This is a genomic window from Paraburkholderia metrosideri (assembly GCF_904848625.1).
GTDB classification, from domain to species: Bacteria; Pseudomonadota; Gammaproteobacteria; order Burkholderiales; family Burkholderiaceae; genus Paraburkholderia; species Paraburkholderia metrosideri.
In genome coordinates this window covers 199,247-216,690 of the sequence record NZ_CAJHCP010000002.1, presented here as the reverse complement: position 1 = coordinate 216,690, position 17,444 = coordinate 199,247, and the positions used below count along the sequence as shown (strand labels likewise).

General features: G+C 56.2%; 15 protein-coding genes and 1 pseudogene. 9 read left to right on the top strand and 7 right to left on the bottom strand.

The genetic code is table 11. The features are described 5' to 3' along the window. Nucleotides 1-7 precede the first annotated feature (7 nt). The gene (locus LMG28727_RS03900; protein WP_407945827.1) at nt 8-1,717 is read left to right on the top strand and encodes a phage integrase family protein; all 1,710 of its coding nucleotides are present in this window, start codon (nt 8-10) and stop codon (nt 1,715-1,717) included. A 271-nt stretch (nt 1,718-1,988) separates the two neighbouring features. Further along, entirely contained in the window at nt 1,989-2,393 is a 405-nt protein-coding gene (locus LMG28727_RS03895) for a putative phosphothreonine lyase domain-containing protein (protein WP_201640994.1), read from the top strand. Between the two features lie 264 nt (nt 2,394-2,657). Here LMG28727_RS03895 and LMG28727_RS03890 read toward each other — a convergent pair whose 3' ends face one another. The 6 genes from LMG28727_RS03890 to LMG28727_RS03865 all read right to left on the bottom strand — a co-directional run bounded on the left by LMG28727_RS03890 (nt 2,658) and on the right by LMG28727_RS03865 (nt 7,611). Beyond that, nucleotides 2,658-3,269, bottom strand: a complete 612-nt coding sequence (locus LMG28727_RS03890) for an RNA 2'-phosphotransferase (protein ID WP_201640993.1) — start codon at nt 3,267-3,269, stop codon at nt 2,658-2,660. Nucleotides 3,270-3,342: 73 nt separating this feature from the next. After that, nucleotides 3,343-3,909, bottom strand: coding sequence for a hypothetical protein (locus LMG28727_RS03885; protein ID WP_201640992.1), 567 nt, complete (start codon nt 3,907-3,909; stop codon nt 3,343-3,345). Nucleotides 3,910-4,473: 564 nt separating this feature from the next. Next, nucleotides 4,474-5,052, bottom strand: a complete 579-nt coding sequence (locus tag LMG28727_RS33990; protein WP_236591594.1) for a hypothetical protein — start codon at nt 5,050-5,052, stop codon at nt 4,474-4,476. Between the two features lie 256 nt (nt 5,053-5,308). Continuing rightward, nucleotides 5,309-5,995, bottom strand: a complete 687-nt coding sequence (locus tag LMG28727_RS03875) for a HEPN/Toprim-associated domain-containing protein (protein ID WP_201640991.1) — start codon at nt 5,993-5,995, stop codon at nt 5,309-5,311. 26 nt (nt 5,996-6,021) lie between these two features. Next, nucleotides 6,022-6,915 carry a HEPN/Toprim-associated domain-containing protein gene (locus LMG28727_RS03870; protein ID WP_201640990.1) on the bottom strand — a complete coding sequence of 298 codons (894 nt, stop codon included), beginning with the start codon at nt 6,913-6,915 and terminating at the stop codon, nt 6,022-6,024. Nucleotides 6,916-7,230: 315 nt separating this feature from the next. Further along, nucleotides 7,231-7,611, bottom strand: a complete 381-nt coding sequence (locus LMG28727_RS03865; protein ID WP_201640989.1) for a hypothetical protein — start codon at nt 7,609-7,611, stop codon at nt 7,231-7,233. Between the two features lie 871 nt (nt 7,612-8,482). On the opposite strand from LMG28727_RS03865, the gene LMG28727_RS03860 reads away from it, so the two are divergent. The 5 genes and pseudogenes from LMG28727_RS03860 (at nt 8,483) to LMG28727_RS03840 (ending at nt 13,740) form a co-directional block, all read left to right on the top strand. After that, the gene (locus LMG28727_RS03860) at nt 8,483-8,950 is read left to right on the top strand and encodes a hypothetical protein (protein WP_201640988.1); all 468 of its coding nucleotides are present in this window, start codon (nt 8,483-8,485) and stop codon (nt 8,948-8,950) included. 417 nt (nt 8,951-9,367) lie between these two features. Then, nucleotides 9,368-9,835, top strand: a complete 468-nt coding sequence (locus LMG28727_RS33985; RefSeq protein ID WP_236591593.1) for a hypothetical protein — start codon at nt 9,368-9,370, stop codon at nt 9,833-9,835. 679 nt (nt 9,836-10,514) lie between these two features. Then, a pseudogene (locus LMG28727_RS34735) lies at nt 10,515-11,336 on the top strand (SIR2 family NAD-dependent protein deacylase). Nucleotides 11,337-11,604: 268 nt separating this feature from the next. After that, a complete protein-coding gene (locus tag LMG28727_RS03845; protein WP_201641388.1) occupies nt 11,605-11,958 on the top strand; it encodes a hypothetical protein in 354 nt (117 codons plus the stop codon). A gap of 948 nt (nt 11,959-12,906) precedes the next feature. Continuing rightward, nucleotides 12,907-13,740, top strand: coding sequence for an SIR2 family NAD-dependent protein deacylase (locus LMG28727_RS03840; protein WP_201640987.1), 834 nt, complete (start codon nt 12,907-12,909; stop codon nt 13,738-13,740). A 199-nt stretch (nt 13,741-13,939) separates the two neighbouring features. Here LMG28727_RS03840 and LMG28727_RS03835 read toward each other — a convergent pair whose 3' ends face one another. Further along, nucleotides 13,940-14,713: an H-NS family nucleoid-associated regulatory protein gene (locus LMG28727_RS03835; protein ID WP_201640986.1), complete on the bottom strand. Its 774-nt coding sequence runs from the start codon at nt 14,711-14,713 to the stop codon at nt 13,940-13,942. 440 nt (nt 14,714-15,153) lie between these two features. Between LMG28727_RS03835 and LMG28727_RS03830 the strand changes: the two genes are divergently transcribed. Further along, nucleotides 15,154-15,822 carry a hypothetical protein gene (locus LMG28727_RS03830; RefSeq protein WP_201640985.1) on the top strand — a complete coding sequence of 223 codons (669 nt, stop codon included), beginning with the start codon at nt 15,154-15,156 and terminating at the stop codon, nt 15,820-15,822. Then, nucleotides 15,819-17,330 carry a lysozyme inhibitor LprI family protein gene (locus LMG28727_RS33975; protein WP_236591591.1) on the top strand — a complete coding sequence of 504 codons (1,512 nt, stop codon included), beginning with the start codon at nt 15,819-15,821 and terminating at the stop codon, nt 17,328-17,330. The genes LMG28727_RS03830 and LMG28727_RS33975 overlap by 4 nt, the downstream gene beginning before the upstream one ends. Nucleotides 17,331-17,444 lie beyond the last annotated feature (114 nt).

The following is a 17,444-nucleotide window of genomic DNA, read 5'->3' as shown; positions in this document are numbered from 1 at the left end:
GAACGGACTGTCCGCCGGAAGGCCCGCTGCCCAGCCCCCTGCATTGCCTGATCTCGCGTCGCTCGCCGCCCTGCGCGCGTGGCACGAGGGGCTGACGGCGCGCGCCGCCATCACGCGCTACCTCGACCACACCCGCGATGATGGTCAGTCCTCGCGCAGCCTGATCGCCCGCATCCGTTTCCAGCTTGTCAGGTGCGCGACCGCGCGCCAGCGCGTCGATCTCGTGCGCCTCTTCCAGTGCCCGGCCGCTGAGCGCACGCGACACGCCACGGCCGTTGCCCACGCGATCGACCTCCTGCGATGCACCCGTGTCCCGCAGCCGCGGCTGACCGACGGCGTCGGTGCATGGCTGCCAGCGCGCATCGCGCGGGTGCTATGCACCGCTCGCATGAGGACGCTCGCCGAACTGACCTTGCGCGTGCCGCGGCGGCACCTGTGGTGGCGCAGCATTCCCGGGCTCGGGCGCGCCGGTGCGCATCAGGTCGAGGCGCTGTTCGCGGCGAACCCCGCACTGACCGCCCAGGCGCGGGCACTTGTCGAACGGATCGAGCCGCCACGCGACGCCGGCATTGCGCCATGGGAACACCTGCAACCGGTGCCGCGCCTCGACGGTTCGAACGGTCGCTTCCGGGCACCACGCCGCGCGTGCCTCCTCAATGCCCGCAACGATTTCGAGGCCGTCCAAGCGTGGCTGGCGCTGCACGAGGCACCCCACACCGCGCGCGCGTATCGCCGCGAGGCAGAACGGCTGATACTGTGGGCCATCGTCGAACGGCAGCAACCCCTCTCGTCGCTCTCCACCGACGATGCGATCGCATATCGCGCGTTCCTGCGTCATCCGGCGCCCTTAGCGCGCTGGACGGGTCCGCCCCGGCCACGCGACTCCGTCGAATGGCGTCCCTTCGCGCGCGGCCTCTCGCCCCGCTCGGTCGGCTACGCGCTCGCCGTGCTCAACGCTCTGTTCCGCTGGCTGGTCGAGCAGCGCTATGTATTCGGCAATCCGTTCGCCGGGCTGACCGTGCGGGGAGGACAGCGCACCGCACCCTTCGATACGGCGCGCGCACTTACCGGCAGCGAATGGACGGCGGTGCGCGGCCTCGCGGACCGGCTGGAGCGGTCACACGGCTGGCAGGCACCCGCCGCGCAGCGTCTGCGCTTCCTGCTGGATTTCGGGTACGCAACGGGGCTACGGGTCCAGGAACTGGTCGGCGCAACGCTGCGCGACATCCAGGTCGATGATCGGGGCGAATGGTGGCTGCGCGTCACCGGCAAGGGTGCACGGGCCGGGTCGGTTGCGCTGCCGCCGCTTGCGCAGGACGCACTCGAGCAGTACCTGACGCAGCGTGGGCGTCCGGTGACACGTCGTCGATGGGATCCGGCTGCCCCGGTCGTTGCATCGCTGGGCCACAAAGTCCACGGCAATGATCCGGTCTCAGCCACCCGACTGCGCCAAATTCTGGATGATTTTTTCGGGCTCGCCGCCGCGGTGTTTGTCGATGAGAACCCCGAATTGGCAGCACGCCTGCAACAGGCCAGCCCGCACTGGCTACGTCATACGCACGCCTCCCATGCGCTGGCCGGTGGCGTGGATCTTGTTGCGGTGCGTGACAATCTGCGTCACGCATCAATTTCGACCACCTCGACCTATCTAAATGACGACAAGGAGCGACGCGCGCAACAGGTTCGCGCTGCATTCGGGCGCGTGACACGCCGATAGTGCATGCATTAGGCGGAGTGGACGATCTGGTACCGAACAACACTTTGCATTGTGCCTCAACGGCTCGCCAACTCACCGCTACGAAAACCACCCCAGAAGAATTCTCGCAAAAATTAACGTAATCGCCAAGCGACCGGCCATTCCAACTCGCTCAGAATTTCGAAACTGGGCTTAATCGCAAATCGCAAATAATTCCAGCATTATGTCGATCGGAGAATTCCGCGATAGGCTTTCAGTGTTCAGCGCAATCGGTATCGGAAAGGGAGGCTCAATGAATGGAGAACCGCGCCAGTCCGACAAACCGTCCGAAGATCTCAGTCGCAGTTGGCACTTTAAAAAGTCTCCCGGATTTCAAAACACCACGTCCAGCGACATGGCCGGCAAATGGTGCATCTTCGTGCCACGCGCTGGGGTCGATGCCGCGTGGGAAAAAATCGTATCCGCGCTGGATCGGAACCAGCTCTGGTGTGCGAAGGTTTCGACCGCTCTGCGTGTGCTGAGCCGCGACAACCACGTGATATGCGTATACACAACCGACTGGACGGACACGCAAGACCTCATGCGGGCGCGTGATGTTTTGCGTGCGTTAGGTTACGTCGACGAGCTCGGTTACAAACGCGACATTGATACCCTGCGCAGGCTTTATGGTCCCGACGAGTGGTATCTGCGCGCTTGACTACTACCTTCTCGAACGTCCATTGACATCCCAGAGAAATTCGCTTCCTGAAACCATGACCGGGCAATCTCAGAGCGTCACGAAGCTCAGTGAGCCCCCCTGAACTCGCGAAGCTCCTATTGTCGTCTGGACCTTAAAGCTATGACTCAACTGACGACACGGTCACTCGCATGGGACGTAAGATTGTCACTCGGCGCTCGATTCGGTGGAGAGGGTGTCGTCTATCGTCACTTCACGACGTTTCCCGGGGCTCACAGTGGAGGTTTATTGCGGCACGACCCTTAGGTATTCCGCCGGGACGTGCGACACCAGCCAGACACCATTGTCTGCCCGAGAAAACGAGAACCCAATCGAATGCATTCTCACTGCATCAACCTCCAAGACGACAGGACGTCCGTGCCGCTCTCCAACGCGTGCTGCTGTACGGACGTCGAGGCTCAGGTGAACTGCATGTCTACTGCCGGCCTTTAGTCCTCCTTTCGCGATGGCTGGCCAACTACGCCACGCGGTCCCGTGGTAGAGGACCGGCGGCGGTTCAGCGTCCGCGTACCCCAGATCTACATCAAGCGAATGACCTTGAGCCGCCCGCAGTCGCTTGCCGTCGGGCGAAATCGAAAAGCGCCGCTTGTCGCTGGAAGCAACCACAGCCAGCAGGATAGCCCGCGTGATGTTCGGCAGCGACCGCAAACGCTTTGGCGCTTGTGCCGCGCGGGCACGGCGATTGATTGCATGCACGAGCTCGTCTATTGCCACCCAGCCTTGAGCATCGAGATGGATACCCACAAGGTCCGGCTCATGCCGCAGTATTTTGGACAGCACTCTGCTCACTGCAATATGTTCGCTCGAAGCATGCTGCGTGGTCTCTTCATTACTCATCAGCCGACCTTCCTATTTTCTGTTGACTAGCCCTTCCCGCAGAGGTGGATACAGTTGAAGCTTGAGAGCGTACCTAACGCTCTACAAAGGTTGCCGCCGCATGCAATACTTGTTTCACGTCGCCGTTAAAAAGCGCCTGAAGTGGCGTTAGTTTGCCCAGTGACGAATTTGGTTTTGTGAAAAAATTCCACTTCTTCCAGCCGGTCAAGCCATTGAGCACTCGCACGACCTTCGTCAGATCCCTCCGCTCAAGCTCCTTAGTGACGAAGAATGCCGGATAAAATTGATCGTCGTGAAGGTCCACACTAAAGATGCGCCCTGATGCGACGTCCCCAGCCAACTTTCTCTCCGTAATACCCAATGCTTGACAGAAAATTGGTGCGCGCAGCAGTTTTCCTTCTGAAACAAGAACGGACTGCGTGGACCTCCGTCGTTTTGCGCGACCTTCGAATTCGTTCAGTTGCCTCGCGTCTCCCTTACGCATCGAATGAGAGTCAATGTTCAACATTGTGGCAATTCCGATTACTTGGGCGAGACGGGCCTTGAAGCGCCGCCCAAGTTCCGCATCTGAGGTGTTCGCAAGCTCATCGATCACTCGCAGGTCGGATAAGACCGCTGCGACTGCGGCTCGCTGCAACATATGTTCAACTCGAGTGCGGTCGGACGTGGCAACACTCTCGGAAGTTGGTACAGATCGTGACATTGTTCTTCCATTTAGGTATGACGGGCGCTGGTCTGCACAATGGCGAGCAGTTCACACCCTGCCCGTAAAGCAAAAGTCGATTATCCCTCGCGGCGCATCATAGACAACTCTACTCGCAAACGAGGCAGTGTGTATCCGGATCATTGCCTCGTCGAAAGACCTGTTATGCCCCGGAACACAGGGACGACAAGGAACGGCGTGGTGACTAGATGCGCGCCGCATTCCCACGGACTTTGGAACGTCCGTGACCGCGCCAGCAGCGGCGTCACGTCTAGCAGGTGAGGCTGAACTCAGTACAGCAACACCTGCTAGACTCGCTAATCAGTCGGTGCTTGCCGTAGTCGTCACGGCAGTGAGACCTCAAAGGCGTCACATTCATCGCTTTCTGACCAAGCTGACGAGGTTTGAGGACCCATGCCGCACGGTCTACCCGCGAGGGACAAGTCCTCAACGTGTCGCTTCAAAAATCGATAGAAAATTGGCAAGAGACTCTTGCAAACCTCAGTGCTTGCCCTTCATCGATGCATCCCGAAATTGGCGAGCAACAATGGTACCGAGCCGTTCGTTGATAATTCCTTGGCGCGCCTGCTCAAGTCGGTGCAGTTCAATACGGGCATCCCCGCCGCAGCGGTAGCCATCCCTTTCCGCATACTCGAGTTCGTCCTGAAGGCCTTCTTCAGCAAGCGCCTTGAAAATCCACTCGGATGCGTCCGCAGACGTAACTGGTCGCTCAGCAACAGGCAACGCCTGCAGTCTTTCGGCGTTGGCTTCATCAAACGCATTCATGTAGACAATCTCCTCCAGTTCCTTCAGAACGGTGTCCGGCGAATCTCCGGACATTGCCAGCTCCGTGCGCCATTCGGGATACCGGCGTGACATCTCCTCGACCACGGTTGCAGTCCTGAGGTCGCGCCAGAACCTCGGATGAGGTTGATAGGCGTATTCAAGCGCATAGAAAAGGATATCCCCCCTGATTTGCGACGCCTTGAGCCGGCAGTCGGCGATGTATCCGAACAATGTGTCGGTGGTTGTGGCGTGGAGCGCTGCGGTCGTCTGGCTGGTGATGTTGAAGTCTGTCATGTTCGATGGTTCAGTTTGGGTGGTGGGTTAAGCCATCGAATCGATGGCTATGAGTATAGGAACGTCAGGCAGGCATGAAACTGACGTCCAAAATGATCAATCACCGTGTCCAAACCTTTCCACCTCCGACTCTGAGTGTCTGGCCTGGTCTTCCACAGTTACCCGCCGCCAAGGGCACTGTGTAGCGTTGATGGTTAGATTTTTATCCGCGCCAGAGAACAGAAAAACGTGCGCGATGCTGATCGCGCACGTTGAGTCAGACTTCGTCCCTTCTTCCGAGCATGTCGTCGAAGGTAATATCGCCTCGGTGGAGCACGAACGACGTCACATCCAGTTCACACGCTTCGTTTCCAGCAGTCACTTCAAGCAATGCCACTGCCATGTTGCAGAACGTAGCACACGGAAATCCCACAATCCCGTGTCTCGGCTCAAGCTCATCAAACGCCGGCCTTTCTGAACCCGTAATGATGTCCACGAGAAGATTCCCGGTCGGCCTGAATCCCTGCATTTTCCGTCGACCCGGAGTCACGCCAGTTTTCACCACCTGAGCCAAAGCATCAAGCCAATCGTCAAGCGCTGAGAGGCAAAAAGCTTGACTGTGAGCTGCAGCCGTGTCACCCGTGAAGTGCAAATGCGTGGTCTCCGATTCATAGCAGACCTTCCGCTGGTACTCCTCAAACTCCTTCTCCAACGACCCACGATGGAAGCCAGCGCGGCCGAGCCGTCGGCGCAAGGTATCGGCCGTTGCAGAGTAGACAAACTCCATATCTACTACCGCAGCATCCTGCTTGTCGGTGGGCGTGCCATGAAGAAGCGGATTGCGCTGGTCCCTCCGTCTGCACCGGATGATTCTGTCCTCCGGCCTGAAGCGCCAACGGTTGTAGCGGTTGACGGTAGTGGCAATTGGATAGGTGCCGATAGTCGTATGTACGATGCAATCCATGTGATTCCCTGATTCAGTTGTCGCGATTAGATGTCGTCGAACGACATGTTGTCCTGGTTGCCCTTCGACATGGATACATCTTGACACGAGCCCGTCTGGCGCTGCGGCTCTCGACACGCGGTCCGAAGCCTCATGTCATCGAAGGTCGTGTCGCCCTGGTATCGGACGAACATGGAAACCTCCTGCTCGCACACTGCATTGCCAGGCGTAACCTCTAGCAACGCCACGGCCATCTGGTCGAGCGAGCTGCACGGAAAACCAAGAAGACCGTGATGAGCTCTCAACTCTGAAACACCCGGTTCGTCCGAACCCGTGATGATGTTGACGAGGATGTTGGCAGGCTCCGCCACCTCCCTGCTATTGCGCCGAACGCGGCTCATACTGGTGTTCACAGTCTCTTTGAGGGCCTCGAGCCAGTCGTCCAGCGTGGCTGCCCGAAACGCGTCAGCGCGAGCCGCAGCAGCTTCAGGGTCTCCAGTGAAAAACAACCTCCCTGAACACTGACAGACAGCCTCGTAGTAACGCCGATACTCCTTCTCAAGTGTTGCAAGCGTGAACCCGGCAAAGCCCAGTCGTCTGCGCAGGACGTCTGCGCAGACGGAGTACGCAAAATCTAGCTCCAGTTGGTGAAATTCCAGCGGGTCTGTCGGCACACCTTGGAGGTGAGGATTGCGCTGGCCCCTCTTTCTGGACCGGATGATTCTGTCCTCCGGCCTAAAATGATGCCAGACGGTGTAAGTGCGTCTCATCACGTCCAACGGATATCCGCCAATCGTGATGGTTGAGCTGCAAGTCATGTTGATAATCTCTCCGAATATGAACTCGTGTTGTTTGGGGAGCGCCGTTTCATCAGCGTCCCGATGTCCGCGGTGGCAGACTCCTATGTATAAGCACGCAGAGAGTTCATGAAGAGCTGACATTCTTTGAATCGCACGTGCTCCCGTCGCCATGGCGACAGAATCTGTCCGGCCCGCTTCAATATTTCGCGACGGAAATTAAATTATTTGATCGGGATAGCAGAGCGGCCAGAAGACGCTGTGCGAAGGGTATGAAGCAATTTCGCGAGTTTCGCGTCGTTTGCCGGGAGTCGGTTTTAAGCGCGACGACAGAAGCGCCGCTGGTTTGGTCACGTTATTCACGTCACTATTTCGAGCGAGTGCCTATCGAAGCCCTCAAGGCAGCAGGACGCATCGACTTAATCTGGTTGGGTCGATGCGTCGGGACCCCCGGACTCATCACTGTACAGCTGCCGATTGACGTTGCCACATGACGGCAGGAGATGGTGGCCACTTGATATCAACCTTGGGGAGATATTCGGCTATCTCATCTTCACCCAGCCGGCCACGTCGCTCCAGAACATCAGCAAGCGCAAGCACGCGGCTCCAGATTTCCGGCCGTCTCAAGGTCTCGCATGTCACGTCACATGCGTGCTCGAATTCGCAGCGGAACGGTAAGAGTTGCGATAGCCCCTCAGCCACCTCTACGTCGCTGGTTGGTTCTCTCCACCCTTCGACTTCCCAGACATCGAATTCGCTATTCTCAAAGTGGGCTTCGGCAATTGGTCCTGCCAATCCCCCACAAACGCGAAGACGCACCAATCGTTTCAAGTTGGCCACGGCCTTCCTTCCGCGAGTTGCTCCGAGAAGGACTAGCAACGACCGATGCGAACTATTGTATTCATCCCGGTTTCCTCGATAGCGGAACTTTTCGTCTTCCCACTGGAGATAATTCGTGCACAAGCCACTGGAGTCGAGCTCGCATATTCCCCACAAATCTTGGCTTACTACGCCAGAGTAAGTCGAAAATGTCCAGGACTCGCAACCTACCGGAGCGACAGCGAGACCACGAATAACCTCGCCACCCAAGGCGTATACGACTGCATGGCCTGCCTCGTGGACGCAGACCTTGCGGCGAAATTCAGGAGTGAACATATCACTATTTAAATAAGGAGATTTTTTATAAACGGGTAGCGAGATTCGAGCGGGTGAGCCCTTAAGCGATACGCCGCAATCTCGGTTTCAGCCTGTACTTTGCCATGTTGCAATCGGAAAAGAAATCAAAAAAACGTATTATTTTAAATAATTTGATAACTCACAAAATCCAGAAATTTTTTGAGTAATGCCTGATACAGTTCGCTGGTAGATTTGGTTCGGGCGTGCAATCACAGCCCAGTGGATTACCTGGACAAACAGCACCCGATCTATTGGCCTGGCAGCGTCTTCTGCGACATGAGCGTTTCGGTGATCCGAAATATACATCTGTTCGCGGTCCCCACCTCCAAGCCTATCTTGAAGGTCCCGGGCGGGCATATCAAATAAGTTAATATCATTTTGCGATTAAGTATGTTTATTTAATACTGCCGAAACTACAGTTTCTTCCATGCCGCCGTGGGGACCCTTTAAAATCTCCACTTCTCTATATTTGCAGGAAGCGATATGTATCAAGAACAGTCACGAAACTTCAAATCAGTCCTTTCAGGAGCGAGAAGTGGTAAAGGGCGAATCGAAACGGTGGGACTCCGTAAGGTTCGACGATAGTAGTCGAGCCTGGTTTGTCACCAGATGGAATGGGAGAATAGTGGGCGCGGCGCCCGAATTTGAATTGCTGTTTGTGGTCGAGATTCCACGGTCGTCCTGCCTTTGCCTCAAGCTATTTGGTAAATCGTTCAAAGGATGGGAAATTCAGGCGCTACGCGATTTGGCAAGCGTGATTTCTCCACCTGATTTTTTAGTGACAGATGACACGAGCCTTCAATCTACGCTTGTGAGCACCGCTGCCAGCTTTCGAAACCCAGTTGCCGCTTATCTTCACAAACCTATCACCGCGATGCCCGCGATTCAGAAATGCATCGATTCGGTAACCGAACTCATGCATCAACCTTTTTTCCAGGCGCGATCGACGGTTGAAGAGATAAACGAACAACTAGAGCACTGGCGTGCGTTCTACAATAATTGAGGCCCCGCCATCTTCCTCTGACGTTTACCTCGCTCTGAAATCGTGATAGCCCACGTCACATTTTTCTCTTCGATTCTCATGTACTTTGAGAATTCTCGAACGAAAAGAGAAGACTTGATTCGTCGAATCACAAGCCTCGCCGGGTGGTGCAGGAACATGCGAACCGCTGACGCTACGATAGTCTCAAAGAAGAATTCAAGACTGTGCGCCCATGGCCCGCACCTCGTCTCGCTGGAACCTGATAATGCAGTAGATACGGTTTTCGAAGCGAACCAGGAAAGCACTGTTCGTCATAATTTCGCCATCCGATGCAGCACGTAGCCGCTACTGCGCCGATGCGTTAACACTGCTCAATTGAGGATTTAGGCCAGTCTTAAAGGGGCAAGTCTCCTGCTCCTAATCGAAGTGTGCACAACCATGAGTGGATTTATAAGGTTTGCGCTCGACTATCCGGCGATGATCGTTTTGCCGGCATGTGGATTCCTGGCAGCCCTCGCAATTCTGAAGTTAAAAGCCTGGTACATAAAAGGTAGTTCTGGGCTCTCGGCGTCCTGCAAGCTCACCGAGCTCGCCCTCGAGGATCGGTCGGACGCGATGTCAACAGAGCACCGGCAGTACTCAGTGAATCTCAGCGACGTCGGTTCGCAGCTGGCAGGACTAGCTGAGAACGCAGTCAAAGGTGTGGAAATACTCTTGATGAAGGATGGCGCACCGTATGTTGCTATCGTCGATGCACAAAAACTAGACTATTACCGTGCTCTTGAAGCCGATCATCGTCAACGAATCTTACTGAGCGATGCGGAGAACGGCCTCAAGGATGCGGTTGCTGGCAAAACGATCTCTGAAGATAAATTTCGAAAAGATTCCCGAAAAGATCGCAAGTAGTCTCGTGTTTCCCTTCAGGGTATCGACATGGTTTCGGCAGTTCCACCCATCCAAACTCGAGCGGCATGCGCGCTTCATATAAAGCGGAAAGAGGAATGCCTCAAAGATTGAAAGACATCATCGGGAAGCTGTATCGACCTTTTACGGATGGGACTCGCCAGGTGTTTGCGATATCCAGAGCAGACGCGGAGCAACTGCCGCCGTTGTCGTCGGTTGCCGTAATCTCAATCACTGCACCCGAGCGACCACCGGCCATCCTCGACTCTTCGTTTCCCGTACTACGACTCTCTTTTGCGGACGTCAATTTTCTCGATCCAGAATTGTCTGCGAGAGCCAAGGAGAAGCTCAGTCAGGCATTCACCGTTGCGGATGCGAACGCTATATGTTCATTTGTCGAATCTCTTCCGGCGACAATCTTTTCGATTGTCGTTCACTGCGAGGGAGGATACTCCCGTTCATGTGCCGTCGCTGTCGCGTTGCACCGATTGTATGGGTATCGCGTAGACGCACGACATCTGACTCAAGCAAACGTGTCGATCGTTCAGCTGATGTTAGGCAGGCGAAGAGCTTCCTGAATGCAATTCGGCTCGGCAAGCGAGATACTTTCGACTCACGCCCCTCAAAAATATGGATCTAACCGAAAGGAATCAACGCTTTTTAAGAAAGCGGGAGAGATACGATGGCTATGAAGGATGCGATCCGGCAGGCGGCCGAGTGGCTACGTGACGCTGATGGTCTGCTAATCACTGCCGGTGCCGGCATGGGTGTTGATTCGGGTATGCCGGATTTTCGCGGCACCGAAGGCTTCTGGCGCGCGTATCTGGCACTGGGTGCATCAGGCATCCGCTTCGAAGAAGTCGCATCGCCGCAAACTTTCCGCCGTGATCCGAACTCGCGTGGGCATTTTACGGACACCGACTGGAGTTGTATCGACGAACGCAACCATACCGTGGTTTCGACATCTTGCGTGGCTGGGCGGCCGAGATGAGTCACGCTGCGTTCGTCTTCACGAGCAACGCGGATGGACATTTCCAAAAGGCAGGCTTCACTGAAGAGCGGATCGCGGAATGTCATGGTTCGATATACCGATTGCAGTGCATTGAAGAATGCTCTCAAGATCTTTGGCCTGCCGACGACGTGCTTCAAGTGCTCGACGAGCACTCTTTTCGTCTGGTCTCCGCTATTCCGCGATGTCAAGGTGCGGAGCTGTAGCGCGACCCAATATTTTGATGTTCAACGATTCGCATTGGTTCGAGTCGCGAACAAGCCAGCAGATTCGACACCTTGAAAGCTGGATTTCGCAATGCCGCAAACTTGTCACTATAGGACTGGTGTGGGACGCGCGATTCCCATCGTACGCAGGTCTGGTGAGCACTACGCGACTCACATGATTCGTAGCAATCCACGCGACTCCCGAATGAGAGATGACAGCAGTGTCGGAATCGCAGGGGGAGCACTTGAGATACTGGACCGAATTGACCGACGAGTACATGGGAACTGAGGATAGGAGTATCACCGGCAAGGAGATGGATTGCGGACAAAAACGGTTATCTCAAACAGCGCGAGAGAAGTTCGCGAAGACGCTACCTTCGACACGCGGTACCGAAAAATCTCCTCGCTTTCACATGCTGGGGCGTCGGGTGCGTCCAGGGATCCCGCTGCTTCGGCAACGCTACACGACAAAATACGAGATTCCGGGGACGCTACCCGACAACTCAGGCGATTTCAACCATAACATGTGAAGCTATCCGACAACTCTTGAGCCCCAATTGAAAGTACTCAGCAGGAAGACCGTCCCCGTCATTCGGGAATATTTCTTGGGCCGACCGTCGAATCGCGACCCGCGCAAGGTGCGAATTATGACCTCGACGGCATTGAGAGTTGCAGAGCGGCTTGTCAAAAGTTGCGGCGGAGGTGCCCTGCAGGAATTGCACTGCCTCGAGTGCGCCGATCGCGTGACGCGCGGCGCGCGCCTCTACCAGACGCTGCTGATCTGGCCATACGCAGTCGCGCCCGCGATTGCGGCGAGCGGGGTTAAGTTCGAGGGACTTAGGACTGAAGTCGCTCGGCACTGGCGCAGCCGAGTGCTGGCTGAGCAGCAAAAAGACGGTTGCCGCGCCTGAGACGGGGGTAAGTTACGATGATGCATGGACCCCTTCACCATTGTCCTGGTTGCCGCAAAATCTCCGCATTCGTTCGCCTGCCGATGCTTCAAATCGCTCAATCGTTGAGAACAGCGTCGTCCCCACCAGGGTGCAACTGAGCCGCGATGCCGGCGTGGAACACTCTACAGGCCACGTCGTGCGGTTATAGCGGGCAGATTCCTCGCACAACACGGAGCGTCGCCGAAGCGCCTACGTCGAGCATGACGTAGCGCCGTCGGACTGCCCTTCCCGCCCTCCGGCAAACGAGCAACAGTAAGAGTGGAACGGGCAGATCATTCCTCGCCAGATGCGGATGCCCTATAGGCCTCTACTGCGTTCTGACAAGCGGCTTGATAATGCAGCACCGACGTCCTCGTCACATATCGGTTATTTCCAGTCTCATGATGGAGCTTCAGCGACCCTTGTTCGAGAAGCTTCGTCACATGTGGACTAGAGACGAATAGCAGCGCGGCTGCTTGCGCGATGGACATGAAGTCGCCGGCATCTGCCTCATGCGCGACTTCCGCTGCTGCAGAAATCGACGGCGTCTATATCTTCCTATCGTTCGACATTTTGCGCCACCTGCGGTAGGTAATGATTCAGTGTAGACCTTCTTCGAAAACAACGAAGCGCTCGGAGGCCGAAGAGCAGTTCCACCTGCCTTCGTCAAACGAGTCCGCGTCCATGCGCGCCGGGGCACAACCGAGTGAGGTACACGTGGGAGCACGCACTCGTAACAGGCGTGCGTAGGCATCCTCGGCCCATGCTGAGGACCAGACGTACGTGTGTCCTGCGCCGTGACTCGACAATCTTTGCCATTACCCTTTTTGATCCAGTCGGCGCAGAATGTGCTTCAACGGTCGATGGACTCTCGACTGCGTCGCTGACCACACTGATGGCCACTATCGTTGGAGGTTTGGAGAGGTGATGGAAACAAGCCATGCGATCGAGCTTGCCGCCCAGTGGCTGAGGGATGCCGACGGCCTGCTCATCACTGCAGGGGCCGGGATGGGTGTCGACTCTGGATTGCCAGATTTTCGAGGTACCGCCGGCTTCTGGCGTGCCTACCCGGCGCTGGGAACGGCCGGAATCCGCTTCGAGGAAATTGCATCCCCGCAGAATTTTCGGAACGACCCGGAGCTTGCCTGGGCTTTTTACGGGCATCGGCTGGATTTGTATCGCCGAACTCAGCCGCACCGCGGCTTCGACATATTGCGAGGATGGGCGGCGAAGATGCCCAGCGGGGCGTTCGTCTTCACGAGCAACGTGGACGGGCACTTTCAGAAGGCGGCATTCTCAGAAGACAGAGTCGCGGAATGCCACGGATCGATTCACTGGCTGCAATGCGTCGACGAATGTACTCAGCGTACCTGGCCCGCAGACGACGTCTTTCCTGTCGTCGACGATCGCAAGTTTCGGCTCGTCTCGCCTTTACCGACGTGTCCATCCTGTGGCGCGGTCGCCCGGCCGAACATCTTGATGTTCAACGACTCGCACTGGATAGAGAATCGGACCAACCAGCAGATTCAGCATTTGGAAAATTGGATTGCGCAATGCCAGAATCTTGTCGCGGTTGAGGTCGGTGCTGGACGCGCGATTCCCACTGTACGTCGGTTCGGTGAGCACTATGCTCGCCGCCTGATTCGAATCAATCCGCGCGAATTCAAGGTCTCAGAGGACCGAGGCGTCGGAATCGCTGCAGGCGCACTCGATGCGCTGGAAAAAATTGAGCGACTGATGCAGCCGCCAAGGGAAAATTAACTGCTCCGAAACCTGTTCGTCAGTAGCGCCCGTATGTTTAAGGCGCTGCGACGACTGCAACGCATCGGTCGCAGACATACCCGTTCCCGACTAACTTCACACTTTCGGAAACAGCAGTGAACAGACCGATGGTTGGAACCGCTGAGTGCGACTGGAAGACACCGTCTCTCCGATAGCAACCTGCGCGTCACAAGTGCGATTATGCAACCGTCGACGCACTCGCTCCGTCGCTCACCTGCTCGGGCGCTTGGACCAACGGCTCCGCAATCGCAGCCGTCTTCTTGCTAGCGGCTCTCTTCGCTGCCGGCTTTTCCGTCGCTGACTTCTTGGCTACGGATTTTTTCCCGGTTGACTGCTGGGATGCCGCCGCGATCTTCTTGGCCATCGTCAGCCTACCGGCTGGGACTTTCTCAGTAGCCAGCTTATGCTTCGAAACCTTTTTGGCCGAAGTCTGCTCCGGTGTGGCATCGCTATCAGCCGAAATTAGGAATTTGGTTCGGTCTTTTGCTCCGGCGATCCACGCCGGGGCTCGTCCACGCCCGCTCCAGGTTGCTCCGGTTTTCGGGTCACGATATTGCGGCGCCTGCGGCCCGCGAACATAGTTTCCGGCTTTCGCCAATTTCTTGGTTGCAACCGCCGACTCCTGCACGCCTTCGACAATCAAAAACTTGCTTCGATCTTTCGCTTTCGCTATCCAACCCGGCGCACGGCCCATGCCGCTCCATGTCGCTCCTGACTTCGGGTCACGGTATTTGGCAGTTGCTGCAGGCTTACTAGCCATTTTCTCACCTGCAGCCCTGCGACCTCGTTTTTTGCCTCGCCCGGATGTTTCGATGTCGGATATGGTCAGCCCATGCTCCTGCATAAGCTCACGAATTTGGGCGATAACCGTCGACGACTGGTCTCTGACGATCGCTTCGGCTTGCTCTTGCAGCTTGGCTATTTTTGCTCGTAGATTTTCTAGCGTACCCATTGTTTCTCCCACCCGTTAGCAATCATCGAACTATGCCATATCAGGCATCAAGTCGACAAAGCTTCCAACGAAGCGTGCGACGCAAACGGGTTGCGATCTATTAGGAAAACGGAGGCCCTTGAGCAGAGGCGAAGCCAGCCATCTAATGCCAGCGGTTGCGTTACTTCGGTAGAAGCAAATGTGGACCGCCACGGCGTCACGGCACATCTGGTTGACCATCAATGCGACCTCTCAATTCTAGTGTACCCCTCCTGGCGAATGCCTCCGCCTATCGGGCAATTTACATCTGCCTGCACGGGCCATAACTCTTGATGCTATCTACATATTTAAAAGCTCGCTTACGTTTCAAGTGGCGATCCGCCTACGGTCAATATATGATCTCAGAGCTCGCGACCGCGAGCGAAAAAAAGACCACGTTTCACTAAAATAAAAGGAAGACCATGAGTATTGTTGAGGGGTTCGAGCGCAAGGCGCTTTTCAACATCACGCGGGGCGTCGCTCTCGTTTGCGTGACCGTCTTTCTACTTGGTATCGTCGGTGGCGTGTTCTACGGTGCCTCAGTATGGCAAGAGCAGGTCAATACAAAAGTCTCGCCGCAGGAGATAGTCGACCAGCTAAAACCCGTTGACCCGCCCAAAACTGAGGCACAGCAACCTCAGGGAACCCAGCCTCCCGTCGCACAAGGACCCGCGCAGAGTCCTCTGTCCGGTTTCCAGATTCCTTTTTCCCTCCAAAAATATGTTTCAGGTGATAACGCACAGATCGTGCGCAATCACCTCAACGAGGTCCCCGTTGAGGAACGTCAGGCATATCTGAATGAACTTGGAGCCGTCGTCACCGCTGCCGAAGCAAACAAGATTAGCGCGGTTGAGGCAATCAACGCTTATATGGAAGCAAAGAGTGAGCGTTATAAGCAAGCTGCGGTCAAGCGCGCTGAGAAATGGGAAACGCTCAAACTGGTCGGAGAAATCACCGCTGGCGGCCTTTTCCTGGTCGCGATCTTTAGTCTGGTGCTTGTGCTGCTCGCTATTGAGCGCAATACCCGTTCACTTCGCCGTTCAAACGTGTTGCCCACCAAGTCTGAGGAACAAGAGGTCGTCAGCGCATGAACGCAATCAGAAAACGACCCTTCGGTTTTCTGACGCAGGTCGCCATCCTTGTCGCCGCAATGCTTGTAGCCGCATGCGGCAAAGATGGCAGCCAGCCGAAACCCGAAGCTTCCTCGAAACAGTTTCCTGGATACCAACAGGTGGGCGGCTCTGGCGACGCCGCGCAACTGTGGTTCAACCCGACGGACATCTCTCGAAGCGGCAGTAGCTATTTGATTCACGCGCTCAAGTCCTTTCCACAAGGTTATGCCAGGTTTGATGTAGCGACGAATTGTCGCGACATGACTCGACGGCAGACCGGTACTCAGTATCGCGCAGATGGCACCGCTGAGCAGGAGTATCCCGGTAATGACGCTGCAGTCCCCGCGAAGTCCGAACCGGGTATGACCGAGTTGATGACAACGGCGTGTGGAGTCGCAATGGCGTCCCGTTCTATTGCCGGAGATTTCAACGCCCCGGCAGCGCTCGAACTTCTGTACGGGCCATATGACGAGAGTACGAAGACGGCATCCTGGACGGACGCGAATGTGCCGGCAGACCTGCCGTGGCGCGACAACCTTCAGTTTGCGCCCGGGAAGGTGCTCGCAGTGAGCAGCATGGCCATCTTTAACCTGACCGAAGGTGGAAAGGAGAAAAAGGTCTTTGTGACGAATGCGGTTCCGGACGGCGGCGGTTGTCATGCCTGCACGGGATTATTGGGCGTCGCCGTATTTTCCAAAGACGGCAACAACTGGAAGGTCGAGTCGAACTACCCATACGTCGCGTCAATTGGCGCGATGGGCTCAGTCGGCAGCCACTTCGAATGGGCACCCGCCGGCGACGACACGTACGCGTTGGTAGTTGGTGGTGACGACATGCATCAGGGCTACCAGACGGCATCGATTACAGCCTTCATTCGCGGCAAGGATGGTACGTTTTCCACTGCAATCGATGACTCGGATACAGGTGCATCCGACCAGGAGAGCCTCTCGACCAAAGCCACGTTTATCAAAGGCAAGAACGCAACTCACTATGACGTCAAGGTAGCGTTCTCGTACTCGCTGCCGGGTCAGGCGGCATACATAGCTGATCACGTGTATCAGTACGCAGGAGGCAAATATGTGTTGGTCAAGAAGGACGATCCTCCGAAATTTGTTCAAACTGCCGGTGACATGACTTCGAACGGCACAGCTACCAGCGCTTCGCCCGCCGCGCTGCAAATACCTCCAACGATGGTGCCACCGTCGACCACATCGATAACCCCCAGCTTCGATTGCTCCAAAGCGAGGTCTGATGCTGAGCATCTGATTTGCAGCGACCCTGAACTGGCGTCCGACGATGTGGCGCTGGCAAGCATTTTTGTCAGAGCAAAAGCCGCAGTTGTCGACCAGACAGGCTTCAAGGAACGAGTTCGCCAGCAGTGGAACTACCGGGAGCAAAACTGTCACGATCGTGAATGCCTGTTGCGGTGGTACGCAGACCAGAAGTCAGCGCTTTCGCAGATTGCACAGACCGGACGTCTCGATTAGCGACCCTGCCTCACAGGGCAGTCGACTATGTCGACTGCCCTCTCCCTCCGGCTAAACGCAACGCACCCGCTTCGGGAAAGCGGTAAACTCATCTATAGGAATCTTAAGGAATTT

Excerpts from the sequence above, each read along its gene's own strand:
- LMG28727_RS03895 (WP_201640994.1), top strand. The coding sequence starts at position 1,989 with ATGAATGGAGAACCGCGCCAGTCCGACAAACCGTCCGAAGATCTCAGT.
- LMG28727_RS03890 (WP_201640993.1), bottom strand. The coding sequence starts at position 3,269 with ATGAGTAATGAAGAGACCACGCAGCATGCTTCGAGCGAACATATTGCA.
- LMG28727_RS03885 (WP_201640992.1), bottom strand. The coding sequence starts at position 3,909 with ATGTTGCAGCGAGCCGCAGTCGCAGCGGTCTTATCCGACCTGCGAGTG.
- LMG28727_RS33990 (WP_236591594.1), bottom strand. The coding sequence starts at position 5,052 with ATGACAGACTTCAACATCACCAGCCAGACGACCGCAGCGCTCCACGCC.
- LMG28727_RS03875 (WP_201640991.1), bottom strand. The coding sequence starts at position 5,995 with ATGGATTGCATCGTACATACGACTATCGGCACCTATCCAATTGCCACT.
- LMG28727_RS03870 (WP_201640990.1), bottom strand. The coding sequence starts at position 6,915 with ATGTCAGCTCTTCATGAACTCTCTGCGTGCTTATACATAGGAGTCTGC.
- LMG28727_RS33985 (WP_236591593.1), top strand. The coding sequence starts at position 9,368 with ATGAGTGGATTTATAAGGTTTGCGCTCGACTATCCGGCGATGATCGTT.
- LMG28727_RS03840 (WP_201640987.1), top strand. The coding sequence starts at position 12,907 with ATGGAAACAAGCCATGCGATCGAGCTTGCCGCCCAGTGGCTGAGGGAT.
- LMG28727_RS03835 (WP_201640986.1), bottom strand. The coding sequence starts at position 14,713 with ATGGGTACGCTAGAAAATCTACGAGCAAAAATAGCCAAGCTGCAAGAG.
- LMG28727_RS03830 (WP_201640985.1), top strand. The coding sequence starts at position 15,154 with ATGAGTATTGTTGAGGGGTTCGAGCGCAAGGCGCTTTTCAACATCACG.
- LMG28727_RS33975 (WP_236591591.1), top strand. The coding sequence starts at position 15,819 with ATGAACGCAATCAGAAAACGACCCTTCGGTTTTCTGACGCAGGTCGCC.